We start from the raw sequence: 18,292 nt of genomic DNA, 5'->3' as shown, positions 1-18,292 counted from the left end.
GATAAAGAGGATGATTTATGAGCAGAACGATTTTTTGTACTTTCCTGCAACGTGAAGCAGAAGGTCAGGATTTTCAGCTGTACCCCGGCGAGCTGGGAAAACGCATCTATAACGAGATCTCCAAAGAAGCCTGGGCGCAGTGGCAGCACAAACAAACCATGCTGATTAATGAAAAGAAACTCAACATGATGAATGCCGAGCACCGCAAGCTGCTTGAGCAGGAGATGGTCAACTTCCTGTTCGAGGGTAAAGAGGTGCATATCGAGGGCTATACGCCGGAAGATAAAAAATAAAAACAGTGCCGGAGCACGCCTCCGGCAACTTGCATAAAAACAAACACAACACGCACCCGGAATGATGAAAAAATATCTCGCGCTGGCTTTGATTGCGCCGTTGCTCATCTCCTGTTCGACGACCAAAAAAGGCGATACCTATAACGAAGCCTGGGTCAAAGATACCAACGGTTTTGATATTCTGATGGGGCAATTTGCCCACAATATTGAGAACATCTGGGGATTCAAAGAGGTGGTGATCGCCGGTCCTAAGGACTACGTGAAATACACCGATCAATATCAGACCCGCAGCCACATCAACTTCGATGACGGTACGATTACTATCGAAACTATCGCCGGGACAGAACCTGCCGCGCATTTGCGCCGGGCAATTATCAAAACGTTGCTGATGGGTGACGATCCGAGTTCGGTCGATCTCTATTCCGACGTTGATGATATTACGATTTCGAAAGAACCTTTCCTTTACGGTCAGGTGGTGGACAACACCGGGCAGCCGATTCGCTGGGAAGGTCGCGCAAGCAACTTCGCGGATTATCTGCTGAAAAACCGTCTGCAAAGCCGCAGTAACGGGCTGCGTATCATCTACAGCGTCACCATTAACATGGTACCGAACCACCTTGATAAACGTGCGCACAAATATCTCGGCATGGTCCGCCAGGCGTCACGGAAATATGGCGTTGATGAGTCGCTGATTCTGGCAATTATGCAGACCGAATCTTCCTTTAACCCGTATGCGGTCAGCCGTTCCGATGCGCTGGGATTAATGCAGGTGGTACAACATACTGCCGGGAAAGATGTGTTCCGCTCGCAGGGGAAATCCGGCACGCCGAGCCGCAGTTTCTTGTTTGATCCTGCCAGCAATATTGATACCGGCACCGCGTATCTGGCGATGCTGAACAATGTTTATCTCGGCGGAATTGATAACCCAACATCGCGGCGTTATGCCGTCATCACCGCCTATAACGGCGGCGCAGGCAGCGTGCTGCGAGTCTTTTCGAATGATAAGATTCAGGCTGCCAATATTATTAACACCATGACGCCGGGCGATGTTTATCAGACGCTGACGACCCGCCATCCCTCTGCGGAATCTCGCCGTTATCTTTATAAAGTGAATACCGCGCAAAAATCCTACCGCCGCCGATAATTCCATTAACCGCCCCTGACGATGCTCAGGGGCAAAAATGTTATCCACATCACAATTTCGTTTTGCAAATTGGGAATGTTTGCAATTATTTGCCACAGGTAACAAAAAACCAGTCCGCGAAGTTGATAGAATCCCATCATCTCGCACGGTCAAATGTGCTTTTTCAAACACTCATCCGCATCACGATGTGAGGAAATTAACATGAATCTTAAGCTGCAGCTGAAAATCCTCTCTTTTCTGCAGTTCTGTCTGTGGGGAAGTTGGCTGACGACCCTCGGCTCCTATATGTTTGTTACCCTGAAGTTCGACGGTGCTTCTATTGGCGCAGTTTATAGCTCACTGGGTATCGCCGCGGTCTTTATGCCTGCGCTGCTGGGGATTGTGGCCGACAAATGGTTAAGTGCGAAATGGGTATATGCCATTTGCCACACCATTGGCGCTATCACGCTGTTCATGGCGGCACAGGTCACGACACCGGAGGCGATGTTCCTTGTGATATTGATTAACTCGTTTGCTTATATGCCAACGCTTGGGTTAATCAACACCATCTCTTACTATCGCCTGCAAAATGCCGGGATGGATATCGTTACTGACTTCCCGCCAATCCGTATCTGGGGCACCATCGGCTTTATCATGGCAATGTGGGTGGTGAGCCTGTCTGGCTTCGAATTAAGCCACATGCAGCTGTATATTGGCGCAGCACTTTCCGCCATTCTGGTTCTGTTTACCCTGACTCTGCCGCATATTCCGGTTGCTAAACAGCAAGCGAATCAGAGCTGGACAACCCTGCTGGGCCTCGATGCATTCGCGCTGTTTAAAAACAAGCGTATGGCAATCTTCTTTATCTTCTCAATGCTGCTGGGCGCGGAACTGCAGATTACCAACATGTTCGGTAATACCTTCCTGCACAGCTTCGACAAAGATCCGATGTTTGCCAGCAGCTTTATTGTGCAGCATGCGTCAATCATCATGTCGATTTCGCAGATCTCTGAAACCCTGTTCATTCTGACCATCCCGTTCTTCTTAAGCCGCTACGGTATTAAGAACGTAATGATGATCAGTATTGTGGCGTGGATCCTGCGTTTTGCGCTGTTTGCTTACGGCGACCCGACTCCGTTCGGTACTGTACTGCTGGTACTGTCGATGATCGTTTACGGTTGCGCATTCGACTTCTTCAACATCTCTGGTTCGGTGTTTGTCGAAAAAGAAGTTAGCCCGGCAATTCGCGCCAGTGCACAAGGGATGTTCCTGATGATGACTAACGGCTTCGGCTGTATCCTCGGCGGCATCGTGAGCGGTAAAGTTGTTGAGATGTACACCCAAAACGGCATTACCGACTGGCAGACCGTATGGTTGATTTTCGCTGGTTACTCCGTGGTTCTGGCCTTCGCGTTCATGGCGATGTTCAAATATAAACACGTTCGTGTCCCGACAGGCACACAGACGGTTAGCCACTAATTACGCAAAGAAAAACGGGTCGCCAGAAGGTGACCCGTTTTTTTTATTCTTACTTCAACACATAACCGTACAACCGTTTCATGCCATCCGCATCGGTTTCGCTATAAACACCTTGCAGCTCCGGCGAAAATCCCGGCAACAAATTCACCCCTTCTTCCAGTGCAAGGAAATAACGTTGAACCGCCCCACCCCAGACTTCCCCGGGTACCACGCAAAGCACGCCAGGTGGATAAGGCAACGCCCCTTCTGCCGCAATTCGCCCTTCGGCATCACGAATCCGCACCAACTCCACTTCACCGCGAATATAAGCGCTATGCGCATCCTGGGGGTTCATCACCACTGACGGGAAACTCTGCTGGCGGAACATCGCTTTTTGTAGGTCTTTGACGTCGAAACTGACATACAGATCGTGCATCTCCTGACACAACTGGCGCAGGGTGTAGTCGCGATAGCGCACCGGATATTTGTTATAAACGCTCGGCAACACCTCAGCCAGCGGCGAGTCATCCTCAATATGCTGTTCAAATTGCGCCAGCATCGCCACCAGTTGTGCCAGCTTCTCGTGGCTTTCCGCCGGAGTTAATAAGAACAGAATGGAGTTGAGATCGCACTTCTCCGGCACAATGCCGTTCTCACGCAGATAGTGCGCCAGAATCGTCGCCGGAACGCCAAAGTCGCTATATTCGCCAGTTTCGGCATTGATACCTGGTGTAGTGAGTAACAGCTTGCACGGATCAACAAAATACTGATCCGCGGCATATCCTTCAAAGCCGTGCCACTTCGCCCCCGGCTCAAAACTGAAAAAACGGCGGTCGCTGGCTAACACAGATGTCGGATAATCCTGCCACAATTTGCCATCAACAACGGGCGGGATAAACGGGCGGAACAGCTTACAGCGCGCAAGAATAGCCTTGCGCGACTCAATACCCAACTCAACGCACTCAGCCCACAGCCGACGCCCACTCTCCCCTTCATGAATTTTGGCGTTAACATCCAGTGCAGCAAACAGCGGATAGAAAGGGCTGGTAGAAGCATGGAGCATAAAGGCGTTATTCAACCGCTTATGCGGGCAAAAACGCGCCTGTCCGCGGATATGGTTATCTTTTTTATGGATCTGCGACGTCTGTGAGAATCCAGCCTGCTGTTTGTGCACCGACTGGGTCACAAAAATCCCCGGATCGTTTTCGTTAAGTTCTAACAGCAGCGGCGAGCTATCCGCCATCATCGGGATAAATTGTTCGTAACCGACCCACGCGGAATCAAACAGAATGTAATCACACAGATGCCCAACGGTATCGATCACCTGACGGGCGTTATAGACAGTTCCGTCATAGGTTCCCAGCTGAATAATCGCCAGGCGAAACGGGCGCGGCAGCTCGGCTTTTTCTGGCGCAACGTCGCGAATTTGCTGGCGCAGATACTCTTCATTAAAACAGTGCGCATCAATACCGCCAATGAAACCAAACGGGTTGCGTGAAGCTTCCAGATAGACCGGCGTCGCCCCCGCCTGAATCAGCGCGCCGTGATGATTCGACTTATGGTTGTTACGGTCGAAAAGCACCAGATCGCCACGCGTTAACAGCGCATTCGTCACCACTTTATTCGCTGCCGATGTGCCGTTCAGCACAAAATAGGTTTTATCGGCATGAAAGACTTTGGCTGCGAATTTCTGCGCATCTTTCGCCGATCCTTCATGAATAAGCAGATCGCCCAATTTTACGTCAGCGTTACACATATCGGCGCGAAAGACGTTCTCACCAAAGAAATCGTAAAAATGGCGTCCGGCAGGATGCTTTTTAAAAAACGCACCATGTTGATGTCCAGGGCAAGCAAAGGTGCTGTTGCCCATCTCAACGTACTGCGTCAGCGTGTCATAAAACGGTGGCAGCAAATTCTCTTCATACTGACAGGCTGCGGATTCCAGCTCCAGCCACTGCTGCTCGTTGCCGTTGATTACCGCCGTAACGCCCGCAGGTAATTCAACAGCATGTTCGGAATACAAAAACACCGGTAGATGAAAACCGGTGCGCTTAAGCAACGCAAGAATGCCACTGCGACTATCCGCAGCGGTAATGACGACTGCCGCGACGTCCGTAAAATCAGTATCTCCCAACGCCACCACGCGACGATGAGAAGAAAGTCGGGATACCAGTTCACTACTGGCGGCAATATTCATTGATTTCATAAGCGCAAACCCGTTTCGGGGAAGTAAGAATACCGGACAAGGTGGAAAACCCTGCCCCATGAGATATGGGTCAAACTGGTCACCAGCTCCGACCGCCAGACATCAGTAAAAGCAGAAACGCTCTGATTTTACTGTTGTCCTGCAGTGAGCGTGCGTTAACTTCACCGCATGAGCAGTAACATAGAAAGGGAAACGTTTCGCGCGAAACGGCGATAAGCGAGAGAATGTAAGGAGATGGCGTGCATCGGGCAAACTCCGTACAGAGAGGAGAAAATTCGCGCAATCATGGCACCTTTCGCTAAAGCGTGCAAGCCAGGACTTTGCGACCAGACAAGCCATCAACAAGGCAAAAAGTTCATAATAAGAAAATCAAACAATACAGCTAACAGGAACTCTTGTGGTCATCGGCCCTTTTATCAACGCTAGTGCAGTCTTACTGGGTGGCGTTCTCGGCGCACTGCTCAGCCAACGCTTACCGGAACGTATCCGCGTCTCCATGACATCTATTTTTGGTCTGGCATCGCTGGGGATTGGTATTTTACTGGTTGTGAAATGCGCCAACCTTCCAGCGATGGTTTTAGCTACGCTACTTGGCGCTCTAATTGGCGAAATTTGTTTGCTGGAGAAAGGTGTCAATACAGCAGTCGCCAAAGCACAAAATCTGTTTCGTCACTCACGTAAGAAGCCAGCGCATGAATCTTTTATTCAGAATTATGTCGCGATTATTGTCCTGTTTTGCGCCAGCGGCACCGGGATCTTCGGGGCGATGAACGAAGGGATGACCGGCGATCCGAGTATTTTAATCGCCAAGTCATTTCTTGATTTCTTTACGGCGATGATCTTCGCCTGCTCGCTGGGTATTGCGGTGTCGGTAATTAGTATCCCATTACTGATCATCCAGTTAACGCTGGCGTGGGCTGCCGCGCTGATATTACCGCTGACCACACCGTCGATGATGGCAGACTTCAGCGCCGTAGGCGGTTTATTGCTGCTGGCAACCGGATTACGCATCTGTGGCATTAAAATGTTCCCGGTGGTCAACATGCTTCCAGCACTCCTTCTGGCAATGCCGCTTTCCGCCGCCTGGACCGCCTGGTTTGCCTGACAATGCGTGCAATAGCGGCAAAGTGATGATAGATTGTGCAGTCTGCAGTAAATTGAAGAAATTTGATTGACGAGACGAGGCGAATCAGGTTTAATGCGCCCCGTTGCCCGGATAGCTCAGTCGGTAGAGCAGGGGATTGAAAATCCCCGTGTCCTTGGTTCGATTCCGAGTCCGGGCACCACTAATTCTTAAGAACCCGCCCACAAGGCGGGTTTTTGCTTTTGGATCTGACAATAACCTTCACGAAAAAAGTTTGCTTATAAAGTCTGGGGGAATTACTCTCGCCACGTTAACGAGAGTAATTTTATTGATACTAATCTCCTGATACTTTACCCCCGTCCAAACTCCAGCCGCTGCACATTCACCATCCCAGTCTTCTCAGCAGCACTGGCATCAATTTGTGTCACCCGCAGCGCATACTTTTCATCCAGCGCGTTTAACCAGTTCAGCAGGTCATTAAACACCACCGGATCTATCCAGACCTGAATATTCTCCCCACGCTCGGCTATCCGCTTGATGACTACCGAGTGCGCGGAAGCGCTGTCACTGATAACCCGCGATACCTGCGCAGGCGTTGTTGTGGCGGATTTTCGCGCCGCCATAATATCCGGCGCGGCGCTCCTCAGTCTGGTGTTCATCGCCACCAGTTGCTGCAACATTGTCTCCTGTTGTTCTATCCGTTCGCTCAACGGCTGCCAGATGAGGACGTAATATCCGACGCTAAACAGGAACACCACCGCTGCCAGTAACATGCCCTTTTCACGCGGAGAACGCCCCGCCAGGTGTTGTGCCAGCCAGTGTTCGCCACGGCTTAACTGGCGTTCACGCCATTGCTGAAAATAGTGAATAAATTTATCGCGTAACATGTTATTTCCTCCGCAACGTTACGCCGCCGGAAACCGCATCACCCTCTTTCTGTAATGCGTCCTGTTGCACAACATAATCGGTTGCCAGTGCACTACGCAGTTTGTCGAAACTGGCAAAGTTAGCAGCCCGCAACTGGAGGTGAAGCGTCTGGCGTTTTTGATCAAAGGTGAAACCACGCATTTCGATGTCGGAAAGTGACGCTGATTTCAGGGTGCTGGCTATCGCTGACAACTCGGCGAGCAGCCGGGTATCGTCGGCCTGTGGGCGATATTTTTTCAGCGCCATCGTCACCTGAGAGCGTAAATTCACAATCCGCTTCTGCTCCGGGAACAACGTTAAGAACTGTTCCTCCGCCTGGGTGCGGCTTTGCGCCACCTGTTCGCTGACGCTCCATAACGTCACGCCCCGCTCCACTGCCAGCGCAACCAGAATCAGCAATATCGGCAGAATCATCACCCGCCAGCGCGCCCACTGTTTTCGGTAGCTGACGCGAGGCTGCCACGGCCCTGTCAGCAGGTTCCCTTCCGGTTCGCCATAAGTGGTAATGGCGGGCAGAGCTGTAACGGTCAGGCGTTCAGCGTCTGCGCCAGCCCATGCTGATAGCTTTTCCGGTGCAATGCCGACTACGGTTAGCGAAAGCGGTAAATCCTGCTCATTGAGCTGGGCGCGGAACATGACCGGAGCCAGCGCCAGCCCGGCGCTCCATCCCCGGCATTCATCGATGCGGCAGATAACCCGTTGCGCATCGCAAGCTATAAACCCACAAGGAATGGACATCCAGTCCGGCGCGACGGTAGCGCGGGTGATGCCGTTTTCCTGCAACCACTGCGCAATGTTGCGCATATGCTGTTGGTGAATCACTGCTACGGTTGCCAGTTGCTGGTCGATATTCAACGGGGCGAAATGCAGTTCATCGATATCCTGGTTCAGCTCTTCTTCCAGTAAGGCGGGCAGAATGGTCGGTATCTGCTTACGGGCGACATCAGGCAGTTCAACCTGCCAGACGCTGATCCATTCGCCGGGAATGTAGAGTCGAATCGCATCGGTTTGCAGCCATTGCTGGAGCTGTTCGTTAGCAACGTCAGACCAGATACCGTGCTCCACATCGGGTGTACGGCGCTGCCAATGGATGGGATCAGCGGCGCAAAGCGGGAAAAAAATCTCAAGGATGGAACTCACTCACTTTCTCCTGTCTGATGCCAGAGAACCGAAAAGTGTTGTGGGCCCATGCGGACAATTAACGAGTTCATCGTCAGTTCAATCTCATTCACGGTGATATCTGAACGCAGCCAGAAGTAATTGCTGTCCACGCTCAGGACGGTTTTTAGCTGTTTTTTAGTACGCTCATCGACGTCAGCAAGTAGCGGCTGTGCAAGAAACTGATCGATATCTTCCCAGCCCTTCGCCGGACGTTGTTGTAATAACGCCCGCGCCTGAACAGGGCTTAACCACGGGTCAAACAGCGCCTCAAGAATCACACTTTGCGTGACGTCTAAAGTATTGATGTTGATTTGCTGGCGGGTCATCGGCAGCGCACAGACCAGCGGTTTCAGTTTTTGATAAAGCCCGGCGTCCATTCCCTGCACCACGCGCATCTCACTGATATCAGCCAGCGGTTGATTCGCGGCGTAGAAAGGCACCGAACGGGCGAGATACTCGCTGTCTTCACGGCCCAGACGCGTCTGCACGCTGCGGTCCTCGTCAATAAACTCCCACAGGCTTTCGGCTATCAGTTCGGCCCGATAAGCAGGCACATCCAGGCGCGAGATCAGGGCAATCAACTGTTGTACCGCAAGCGGACGCGACGCCGTTGTCGGCTGAGCAAGGGCATTCAGGTTAAAGCAAGCCTGTGCGTCACGCAGGGTGACCGCAATTTGCCCCTGCGGCAGAGGGAAGAAACGAGGGCCGGATGCCCACGGCTGTGCCAGATGCACGCGCTTTTCATTTTTCAGGCTCAGACTGAGCGCGCTCAGCGCCAGGCTTTCCGCACTGGCGCTGTACCACAGCGCCTGCTGGTACTCCTGCTGGCTGCGCGTTCGCCCAAGTTGTTGCTGCATCCGCCCGGAAAGCGTGATGGTTACCAGCATCATAACCGCCAGCAATACCAGCACCACGACCAGTGCCATTCCGCGTTTTGGTGGTGAGGTGATCATGATAATTGCGGCCCGCGTAACAACCAGATGCGTTCAATCTCGCCCCATTGCGGCGAATGCAGAGTCATGCGCACTGCCACAGGGATCGCCTGTACTGACGACCAGCTCTCCTGCCAGCGCGTACCATCATAGAACTGCAAACGGAGCGAATCCGCCGGAATCAACTTTTGCATTGTCGGCTTCACGCTGCCTGCGGCATCGGTCAGCGGCCAGGCTAACCGTTCGAGATAACCGTCATGAATGCGGTAACCGACGGTGAGCAGATTGCTGCGTGGCAGACGCATCAACGGGTTAACCACGCCGCCGCGCACAAAGCGCATGCCTTCACTCTCAGACGCCAGCACGCCAGCGCCCGCCAGTAACGCTGGTTCACGCTGGCCCTGTTCGCCTCTTACCGGACGCGGCATCATTTGTGTCAGATCGTGGGTCAGAAAACTCATCGTTTGCTGCATGAGGTTTAGTTTTTGATCATGTCCGGCGACGGCGTTATTCACGCGTGTGACACCGTTTGTCACCTGCTGCGCCATCAGTACCAGCGAGGCAAAAATGGCAATTGCCACCAACATTTCCAGTAACGTGAAACCAGCGCGAGCCCTTCTCACTGTTGGCCTCCCACGGCGCTAAACCAGGCGCGTCGTGACTGAATCACCGACGAAAAGTCTTCGTGAAGGCTGACTTCAATATCCACCGCCTGGAGCAGCGCGTTGCCTGTATTCAATGGGATTGTTCGCCAGTACCAGCGGCTTCCTGCCATATCGCTCTCGCCCTGATGCCTGACCGCCCGCTGCTCACGGGTCATCAGGTAGAGCAGCGCAGTCTGGTTTTCAGCTACCCAGCCCGCTACCGTTTTTTCCTCAAGAACGTGCTGATTACTCAGCGCACCGCTGGCAATCTGTAACACCGCCGTGGCAGCCAGCGCAAAAATCGCCAGCGCGAGCATCACTTCCAGCAAGGTAAATCCGCGCTTCATGGCATCCTCTCATCACATTGATTGAGGGATAACGCGCCATCGTGTGCCAGCTTTACCGCCCAACATGCGTTTTGCGCCGCCGAGTAGAAGCGCAGCGTAAACGGCGTGGCGGGTTCAAAAGGCGAAAAACGGATCTGCGGCGTCTTCTTTTTCGCCTCTTTTTGCAGCTCCAGTTCAATATCGTGCAGCGTCAGGCGACGACGTTGCAGCTCCAGCGCATACTCCTTCTGCCAGATATCACTTCCGGGTTGTAACAGCATCTGCACCTGTTTTGGCACCGTAACCTGTGCCGATAACCGGGTCGCGGAAACGGGCAACCACTGCCCCTGACGACGCTGCATAAACTGATAGCCAGGCGCGTCGATTAGCACACCGAGTGTCTGCCCTTCAATCACTGCCCTGTCCTTAAACTGCGCAAAGCGAGTCAGAAAATCCTGTGCCGCTTTTTTCGCGGGCGGTTCAGAATCGGTCGCAAACGTCTGTACCACGCCCGAACTGGCAAGGCCGATAAGGAAAATCACCAACATGATTTCCAGAAGTGTGAATCCGCGTTCAGGCACTGCTTACTGAAACTCCTGCAAATTCCAGTTACCGATATCTGCGCCAGCGCCTTCCCCGTTTTCCTGACCATCCGCCCCCAGGGTATAAACATCAAACAGTCCTTTTTCACCCGGGCTGAGATACTGATAATCATTGCCCCACGGATCCTTTGGCAGTCGTTTGATGTATCCACCAGTACGGTAGTTGCGGGAGTCCGCCATATTGGCTGGCTGCTGGATCAGCGCCTCAAGCCCCTGTTCTGTGGTCGGATAACGCCCGTTATCCAGTCGGTACATATCCAGCGCATTCTCCAGCGCCACGATATCGCTGATGGCTTTTTGCCGATCCGCTTTCTCTTTATTGCCCAACAGGTTAGGCACCACCAGACTTGCCAGGACGCCAAGAATAACAATCACCACCATCACTTCCAGCAGGGTAAAACCTGCCCGTGGTTTTTGTGTGCGGGATAACGAATACATGTGATAACTCCGTAAATTACATTCCAACCATATTGTTCAGTTGCAGCATCGGCTCAAGGATGGCGATGACGATAAACAGCACCACGCCCGCCATCATCACCACCAGCGCCGGTTCAAACAGCCCTAACGCCAGCCCCACCTGGGTATCAAATTCCCGTTCCTGGTTGACTGCGGCCTGCTCAAGCATGGTTTCCAGTTCGCCGCTCTGTTCGCCGGAGGCGATCATGTACAGCATCATCGGCGGGAACAGGCGCAACTCCGCCAGCGCGGCGCGCAGACTGCTTCCTTCGCGGACGCGATCTGCCGCCAGCAGTAGTTGTTGTTCGACATAGCGATTTGCCGACACGGCGGCAGCGGTCTGAATACCTTCCAGTAGCGGAACACTGCTGGCGGTGAGGATGCTTAAGGTGCGGGAAAAACGCGCCGTATTCAGCCCGCGCGCAACACGCCCCGTCACAGGCAGGCGCAGCACGGTTTGATCCCAGCGCAGGCGCATAGCAGGATTTTTAAGTAGCCGTTGCCCCAGCACCAGAAGCCCCAGCAAACCCGCCAGCCAGTAAACGCCGCTGGCCTGTAACGCGTCGCTCATGGCAATAAGCGTGCGGGTGGAGGCGGGCAGCGCGTGTCCGAGATGATCAAACTGTTCGATGATTTTCGGCACCACTGCCGTCAGCAAAATAGTGACTACGCCCGTTGCCACCACCAGCAGAACCAGCGGATAGAGCATGGCCTGCAACAGACGTGATTTCAGGCGCTGTCGCTGTTCGGTGTAATCTGCCAGGCGATTGAGCACCACGTCGAGATGCCCGGATTTTTCTCCGGCAGCAACCATCGAACAAAACAGGGAATCAAAGACGCGGGGATGTTCGCGCAGGCTGTCCGACAGGGTGTAACCTTCCTGAATCCGGCTGCGCAGCGCCATTCCGAGGCTTTTTACATGCAGTTTTTCACTTTGCTCACTGACCGCCTGTAAGCAGGTTTCCAGCGGCATTGCTGCCTGTACTAACGTTGCCAGTTGGCGCGTGAACAGCGCCAGATCTGCCGCCGCCACGCGACGATGTGCGTGCCGCCGACGCTGCAACATCCCCCCTGACGAAGTATTCATCCGGGCTTCAATATGCACGGGGATAAGCTCTTTACCGCGCAACAACTGGCGGGCATGACGCGCGGAATCCGCCTCAATCATACCTTTGGTTTTGCGACCATTACGCTCCAGCGCCTGATAGTAAAACAGTGCCATTACGCCTCCATGGTTACCCGCAGAACTTCATCGAGAGAGGTTTCTCCGGCGAGCACTTTCTCAATGCCGTTGCTGCGGATACCCGCAGAGTGTTGTCGGACATAACGTTCCAGCTCCAGCTCCCCGGCCTGACGGTGGATCAAATCACGCAATGTGGCATCCACCACGATCAGCTCATGGATGGCAGTCCGTCCGCGAAAACCTTTGTGATTACAGGCGGGACAGCCCTGTGGATGGTACAGAGTGACGGTACGGGCGTCGGTAATTCCCAGCAGGCGTTTTTCTTCGTCAGTGGCTGGTGCGGGCTGGCGGCAGTCGGGACACAGCGTGCGAACCAGTCGCTGCGCCATCACGCCCGTCAGACTGGAAGAGAGCAGGAAAGGCTCCACGCCCATATCCTGCAAACGTGTGATCGCCCCCACCGCTGTGTTGGTATGCAGCGTGGAAAGGACCAGGTGTCCGGTAAGTGAAGCCTGGACGGCGATTTCTGCGGTTTCGGTATCGCGAATTTCACCGACCATCACCACATCCGGGTCCTGACGCAAAATCGCGCGCAGCCCACGGGCAAAGGTCATGCCGACGCGGGTGTTAACCTGCGTCTGACCGATCCCTTCAATCATGTATTCGATGGGATCTTCAACCGTGAGAATGTTGCGCGAATGGTTGTTCAGCTCCTGCAATCCGGCGTACAGCGTGGTGCTTTTGCCGGAACCCGTCGGCCCCGTCACCAGAAAGATGCCGTGCGGTTTGTGTAACAGCTGGCGCAACTGCGCGGTCAGTTGCTGGCTAAGCCCCAGACGCTCCAGCGTCAGGCGGGCCTGGTTTTTGTCCAGCAGTCGCAGCACCACGCGCTCGCCCCAGGCAGAAGGCATGGTGGAGACACGCACGTCAATCGCCCGGCCGCCCAGCAACAGCGCAATACGTCCATCCTGCGGCACGCGCTTTTCGGCAATGTCCAGCCGCGCCATCACCTTGATACGCGACACCAGCAGCGAGGCCAGTTTGCGCCCCGGGCGCAGCATTTCATGTAATGTGCCGTCAACGCGAAAACGGATCACCAGACTCTTTTCAAACGTCTCGATGTGGATATCCGAAGCGCCTTCTTTAATCGCCTCTGCCAGCATGGCGTTGATCAGTTTGATGATCGGCGCATCGTCGTCACTTTCCAGCAGATCTTCCGTTTCTGGCAGTTCTTCCGCGAGAGTAAAAAAGTCCTCAGCAGAACCGAGATCTTCCATCAGCTGGCGAGCCTCGGAAGAGTCCCGCTGCCAGACCGCATTCAGCCGCTGTTCAAATTCGGCCCCGTCGATTTGCCGCAGCGTAAAGGGCGCGTTCAGCCCCCGCTGCAGCTCCTGCAAAACAGAGAGCGACAACGGATGCACATGGAGGATCTCCAGCGACGCTTCGCACCATGCCACCAGGCTAAACCGACGGCTGAAACTGTAGGGCAGACGCACGGTGTTAGCGGTGGTTTCCTGTGCTACAGGCACCATTAACGCGTTCTCCCGGCATTAAGGAATGCACGTACTTCCGGCGGTAAGGCCTGGTTTTGCGCTGGCAGTACCGGCTGCGCGGTGTGCGGCATCAGGCTTAAGCCTTGCTCATCACGATAGATCTGTTCGGCGCGCATATAGTTATATTTGCGCTGCGACACGCCGTCTGCCGCCATACCGTCACGCAGAATGGTCGGACGGATAAACACCATCAGGTTACGTTTTTCTTTTTTATCCGCCGTCGATTTAAACAGGTTACCAATCAATGGGATATCGCCAAGCAGCGGCACTTTCGCCACGCTTTCTCCCGCCTGGTCGTCCATCAGACCGCCAAGCACAATCAGCTCACCATCGTTAGCCAGCACGGTGGTTTTCAGTTTGCGCTCACCAAACACCACGTCGAGGCTGGTCTGTCCTTCCACCTTCGAGACTTCCTGCTCAATCACCATCTGTACCGCGTTACCTTCGTTAATCTGCGGCGTGACTTTCAGCATGATGCCGACTTTTTTCCTTTCTACTGTATTGAAAGGATTGCTGTTATTGGAGCCAACGGTAGAGCCGGTTAATACCGGAACGTCCTGGCCCACCATGAAGAAGGCTTCCTGGTTGTCCAGCGTGGTGATGCTCGGCGTGGAGAGCACGTTAGAGCTGGAGTCGTTTTTAACCGCCTGCACCAGCGCCATCCAGTCGCCTTTCACCACACCAACCGCCGTACCGCTAAAGCCGGAAAGAAGCTGGGCGAGTGTGGAGAGATCGCCGTTGGTATCCGGATTAATGGTGGTAGCGCCGTTTTCACTGATCACCGTCGAGCCTTTCTGCGGTTTCGCCTGAGAAATGGCTGCCCCCAGCGTACCGATAGGGATCTGCGTACCATTAGCAAACTGCATTAATCCGGCATCTTTCGACGCCCACTGCACGCCGAAGTTGATATTGCTACCTTCGGCAACTTCCACGATCAACGCCTCGACGTGCACCTGAGCACGGCGAATATCCAGTTGTTCAATCACGCTTTGCAGCGACTGCATGATGTCCTGCGGTGCGGTTACAATCAGGGCATTACTGTGTTTGCTGGCGGCGATGGATACAATCTCACGCCCGCTACCGACCGTGCCTTCCGCCTCTTCTTTAGCCGCCGTGAGCGTGCCGCTGACCTGCTTCAGCACATCGACCAGATCTTCGGCTTTGCTGTATTTGAGATAGAACACCTGGCTGTTGCCGCTGCGTTCCATTTCTGAGTCCAGCCGACGGATCAGGCGGCGCATTTTGTCCCGCGTGGCCGGGTCACCACTGACAATCACACTGTTGGTGCGTTCGTCGGCGACAATTTGAGATTTCAGCGTCGCAGGCTGGTTCTCGCCGCTGTTTTTCGTCAGGCTTTCCAGCACGCGGGCGATTTCCGAAGCCGAGGCGTTATCCAGCGGGATCACCTCTTCGGTGCGATTACCCGCGTGATCCACGCGCTGGATCACTTCTGTCAGGCGCTCCACAACGGAGGCGCGTCCGGTGAGCATAATCACGTTGGAGGGATCGTAATTAACAACATTGCCTGAGCCTGCGCTGTCGATCATCTGGCGCAGAATCGGTGCCAACTCGCGTACCGACACATTACGTACCGGCACTACTTTGGTGACCATTTCATCGCCCGCGTAGTTGTCGCTGCCTTCACCGACCAGCGGCAGCGGCTCGACTTTCGCAGCGCTGGATTTCACCACCTTCAGCACGTCGTTTTCCATCGGTACGACGGCATACCCCTGTGCTTCCAGCAGGTTAAGGAATAGCTGGTAATACTGGCGTTCATTGAGCGGGGTCATGGTGCGAATACTCACTTTCCCCTGTACGCCCGGCCCCATAATGATGGTTTTATTAAGGTTAGCGCCGACGGTTTCGATGAACGATTTCAGGTCGGTATCTTTAAAATTAGCGGTGAAAGTGGCTTCTTCCGCCCAGACCGGTGAACTGCATAATGCCGCTGCCAGCACCAGCGGCAGTAAACGCTTTTTTGTTTTGAGGCCAGTTGTCTTCTTACGCCAGACCGACAACGTAATATCACGCCAAAACACGATGAATGATTCTCCTGGATTAAATGCGGTTAGCGCAGCGCGATGGAAATGTCGTGGCGCGCACCCTTGCGTAAAACCGTAAGTTGAATGGAATCCATTGAAGGTAACTGCCGCATCAGAGCAATCATTGCTCGTGGATCAGTGAAATCCTGCTGATTTAGCGCAATGGCGATATCGCCTTCCTTGAAACCGCTGGCATCGAACAGAGAACGATCTGCCCCCGGCTTCACTGCATAACCGACAATCCCCTCCTTACGCACAGGCGTAAGCTGGATATAGTTAAAAATTTTCTGCGGATCTTTCGCCAGTGCCTGACGCACGGCAGTCGGGATCTCAACTGGCGCACTGGCAGCAGGCTCAGCAACAGCTTGCTTTGCTTCGTCACTGACAGCTTTTTTGTTGGTCACGGCAACAGTGGAACGCTCCTCTTCAGCCAGGCTCAGGCGCTCTATTTTTCCCTGATAGCGCAGCATCACATGGTCGCGATTGATTTCCTCAATCACCGCATTGTGCGAGCCAAGCGTTTCACCCTGCAAATAGACCTGCTGTTTACCGCCTTCTTCAATAACCGCGCCGGGTCTGGCACCAAAGGCAATCCCGCGCAGCACCACATTAAGACGCGTTTCTGCCACAGGCACAGGTTCGGGTTGTTTTACCGGCGTGGCGACGGGCTGATATTTGCCAAACCAGTTTTGCTGGCTGATTAATTGCACGTCATTTTTATCGAACGTTTTTGCATCCGCACGGGGCGGTTTATTCGCCGATGGGGAAACAGCCGTATATTCCGCAGAAAAGGAGAAATAGCGCCAGAGTGAATGCGCCACTTTTGCAGAAATAATAAGCAGCATCAGCCAGAACATCCCGCGTACAATTTTTCGCAGATGCTCTTTGTCTGTATTAAAAGATTGTCTCTGGTTAAGAGTGTGACGAATTTTTGTCAGCCATTGAATGAGATAAATTCGTGCGTCACGAAAAACAACCCGCGCCAATTTATATCTACCCGACGTTATGCTTTGACTATTCCACAGGTGGTACGATCCAGTTTCCGCTGATACTGGTTACCTGTACGTGTATCATTAATCGTTATGCTGTAATTAATTCCCTCAGTGAGCATTAATTTCACTGTTGGGTCAGTGCACATTTGTCTTTGATAGCTGGTTAAAAAGGCGTCAGGCGTCTGCGTGGTCTGAGTCCCCGCTTCGCTGATAATGGTCATTTTTACCGTCGTGCCGCTACTTTGTGCCAGCACTAAGGTATATCCCGCAGATTTAATCGGCAGGTTTTGGCTGATATTTTGCGCCTGTTTTTTCGCCAGTAAACTGGCATTTTCATTATGGCTGGCACAGCCACTTAATAATCCTGTAACGCTCAACAATAGCGATATTAATACCCTCCCTGGCATTTGTTTTATCGACATAGTAAATAATCTCTAAGGTTATTAATAAGAGTTAAAATGTCACTTTGATAATGACGTGGTTATCATTAAAACAATGCCTGTAGATAAAGTGTTGCTATACCGCCCAGACTTAAACACGGTCCAAAAGGCAGTGTGGTTGATCCTCTTTTTGTAATAATGGCATATATCAGGCCGCAGCATGATGCGATTAAAGCAACATTGGGCAGTGATAACGGCCCCACCCAGCCACCTAACGCAGCGAACAATAATACGTCGCCCATGCCTAATGCTTCTTTACGCAGAACTATTCCGGCTATCCAGCGCAGGGAGTAAAAAGTGATAAACCCCACCAGGACGCCGGTAACTGCGTCTTGTAGCGTTAACGGACTCTGTTGCGCCCATGCCGCAATCAGTCCTGTCCACAATACGCCCTGAGTAAAAACATCGGGCAGCCATTGGTGATCGAGGTCGATGATGCTCGCGGCAATCAGCCAGGCGGATAATATCATCACCGCCAGCGCCCATCCACTTTCCGGCCAGACCAGACTCGCCAGCAAAAAAGCGAGTGCCGTCAATAACTCCACCAGCGGATAACGCTTGCTGATTTTCGCCTGACAGTCGCGGCAGCGCCCTTTGAGCATCAACCAGGAGAGCAGCGGAATATTGTCACGAACGCGGATGGTCTGCTGACAATGTGGGCAGTGCGAACGCGGTAGCGCAAGGCTTATTTTTGACTGCGCACTCGACATTTCACCGTGAAACTCCGCCATTTGTTGGCGCAGCATGATGGGGTAACGCCAAATCACCACATTCAAAAAACTGCCGATGATCAATCCTCCGACGGTTGCCAGTATGGGCATCGCCGCGGGGTATTGCTGAAAAACATCAAAAAGCATGGTTAAAGGTTGT

The 18,292-nt window shown here is 53.2% G+C and carries 19 protein-coding genes and 1 tRNA gene; 5 read left to right on the top strand and 15 right to left on the bottom strand.

The window, feature by feature from the left end; translation table 11 throughout:
* Positions 1–17: 17 nt before the first annotated feature.
* The 3 genes from HGD79_RS19770 (at position 18) to nupG (ending at position 2,895) form a co-directional block, all read left to right on the top strand.
* Positions 18–293 (top strand): oxidative damage protection protein, encoded by a 276-nt coding sequence (locus HGD79_RS19770; RefSeq protein WP_000091700.1) that lies wholly within the window; start codon positions 18–20, stop codon positions 291–293.
* A gap of 64 nt (positions 294–357) precedes the next feature.
* Positions 358–1,437 carry a membrane-bound lytic murein transglycosylase MltC gene (mltC, locus tag HGD79_RS19765; RefSeq protein WP_001298916.1) on the top strand — a complete coding sequence of 360 codons (1,080 nt, stop codon included), beginning with the start codon at positions 358–360 and terminating at the stop codon, positions 1,435–1,437.
* A 201-nt stretch (positions 1,438–1,638) separates the two neighbouring features.
* Positions 1,639–2,895, top strand: a complete 1,257-nt coding sequence (nupG, locus tag HGD79_RS19760; RefSeq protein ID WP_001049791.1) for a nucleoside permease NupG — start codon at positions 1,639–1,641, stop codon at positions 2,893–2,895.
* A 49-nt stretch (positions 2,896–2,944) separates the two neighbouring features.
* Here the strand turns inward: nupG and speC are convergent, their stop codons facing one another.
* Together speC and yqgH are read right to left on the bottom strand one after the other, a co-directional pair.
* A complete protein-coding gene (speC, locus tag HGD79_RS19755; protein ID WP_000839764.1) occupies positions 2,945–5,080 on the bottom strand; it encodes an ornithine decarboxylase in 2,136 nt (711 codons plus the stop codon).
* Positions 5,081–5,241: 161 nt separating this feature from the next.
* Positions 5,242–5,325 carry a protein YqgH gene (gene yqgH / locus HGD79_RS26735; protein ID WP_211180506.1) on the bottom strand — a complete coding sequence of 28 codons (84 nt, stop codon included), beginning with the start codon at positions 5,323–5,325 and terminating at the stop codon, positions 5,242–5,244.
* A 152-nt stretch (positions 5,326–5,477) separates the two neighbouring features.
* Between yqgH and HGD79_RS19750 the strand changes: the two genes are divergently transcribed.
* Entirely contained in the window at positions 5,478–6,185 is a 708-nt protein-coding gene (locus tag HGD79_RS19750) for a DUF554 domain-containing protein (RefSeq protein ID WP_000234514.1), read from the top strand.
* 105 nt (positions 6,186–6,290) lie between these two features.
* Positions 6,291–6,366: transfer RNA gene (locus HGD79_RS19745), tRNA-Phe, on the top strand.
* A gap of 148 nt (positions 6,367–6,514) precedes the next feature.
* Here HGD79_RS19745 and yghD read toward each other — a convergent pair.
* From yghD to pppA, 13 genes are all read right to left on the bottom strand, one after another.
* Positions 6,515–7,051 (bottom strand): GspM family type II secretion system protein YghD, encoded by a 537-nt coding sequence (gene yghD / locus HGD79_RS19740; RefSeq protein ID WP_000942795.1) that lies wholly within the window; start codon positions 7,049–7,051, stop codon positions 6,515–6,517.
* Between the two features lies 1 nt (position 7,052).
* The gene (gene gspL / locus HGD79_RS19735) at positions 7,053–8,231 is read right to left on the bottom strand and encodes a type II secretion system protein GspL (protein ID WP_168848481.1); all 1,179 of its coding nucleotides are present in this window, start codon (positions 8,229–8,231) and stop codon (positions 7,053–7,055) included.
* Positions 8,228–9,205, bottom strand: coding sequence for a type II secretion system minor pseudopilin GspK (gene gspK, locus HGD79_RS19730; RefSeq protein WP_000633208.1), 978 nt, complete (start codon positions 9,203–9,205; stop codon positions 8,228–8,230). Before gspK ends, gspL begins: the two co-directional genes overlap by 4 nt.
* On the bottom strand, positions 9,202–9,807 hold the full coding sequence (gene gspJ / locus HGD79_RS19725) for a type II secretion system minor pseudopilin GspJ (protein WP_139496486.1): 606 nt from the start codon (positions 9,805–9,807) through the stop codon (positions 9,202–9,204). Before gspJ ends, gspK begins: the two co-directional genes overlap by 4 nt.
* On the bottom strand, positions 9,804–10,175 hold the full coding sequence (gene gspI, locus HGD79_RS19720) for a type II secretion system minor pseudopilin GspI (protein ID WP_000820104.1): 372 nt from the start codon (positions 10,173–10,175) through the stop codon (positions 9,804–9,806). Before gspI ends, gspJ begins: the two co-directional genes overlap by 4 nt.
* Positions 10,172–10,735 (bottom strand): type II secretion system minor pseudopilin GspH, encoded by a 564-nt coding sequence (gene gspH, locus HGD79_RS19715; protein ID WP_001115154.1) that lies wholly within the window; start codon positions 10,733–10,735, stop codon positions 10,172–10,174. The genes gspI and gspH overlap by 4 nt, the downstream gene beginning before the upstream one ends.
* A gap of 3 nt (positions 10,736–10,738) precedes the next feature.
* Positions 10,739–11,194, bottom strand: a complete 456-nt coding sequence (gene gspG / locus HGD79_RS19710; RefSeq protein WP_000287130.1) for a type II secretion system major pseudopilin GspG — start codon at positions 11,192–11,194, stop codon at positions 10,739–10,741.
* Positions 11,195–11,210: 16 nt separating this feature from the next.
* Positions 11,211–12,434 (bottom strand): type II secretion system inner membrane protein GspF, encoded by a 1,224-nt coding sequence (gene gspF, locus HGD79_RS19705; RefSeq protein WP_001173453.1) that lies wholly within the window; start codon positions 12,432–12,434, stop codon positions 11,211–11,213.
* A complete protein-coding gene (gspE, locus tag HGD79_RS19700; RefSeq protein ID WP_000249368.1) occupies positions 12,434–13,927 on the bottom strand; it encodes a type II secretion system ATPase GspE in 1,494 nt (497 codons plus the stop codon). Before gspE ends, gspF begins: the two co-directional genes overlap by 1 nt.
* A complete protein-coding gene (gene gspD / locus HGD79_RS19695; protein WP_000498824.1) occupies positions 13,927–15,987 on the bottom strand; it encodes a type II secretion system secretin GspD in 2,061 nt (686 codons plus the stop codon). Before gspD ends, gspE begins: the two co-directional genes overlap by 1 nt.
* Positions 15,988–16,016: 29 nt before the next feature.
* A complete protein-coding gene (gene gspC / locus HGD79_RS19690) occupies positions 16,017–16,976 on the bottom strand; it encodes a type II secretion system protein GspC (RefSeq protein WP_000135063.1) in 960 nt (319 codons plus the stop codon).
* Positions 16,977–16,993: 17 nt separating this feature from the next.
* On the bottom strand, positions 16,994–17,404 hold the full coding sequence (gspS2, locus tag HGD79_RS19685; RefSeq protein WP_001298744.1) for a type II secretion system pilot lipoprotein GspS-beta: 411 nt from the start codon (positions 17,402–17,404) through the stop codon (positions 16,994–16,996).
* Positions 17,405–17,469: 65 nt separating this feature from the next.
* Entirely contained in the window at positions 17,470–18,279 is an 810-nt protein-coding gene (pppA, locus tag HGD79_RS19680; protein ID WP_000895870.1) for a prepilin peptidase PppA, read from the bottom strand.
* Positions 18,280–18,292: the final 13 nt, after the last annotated feature.

It is taken from the genome of Escherichia sp. SCLE84, assembly GCF_012584495.1.
GTDB lineage: Bacteria > Pseudomonadota > Gammaproteobacteria > Enterobacterales > Enterobacteriaceae > ECMA0423.
Note: the sequence above shows the minus strand (reverse complement) of the source record. Positions and strands in the feature narration are given on the sequence as shown.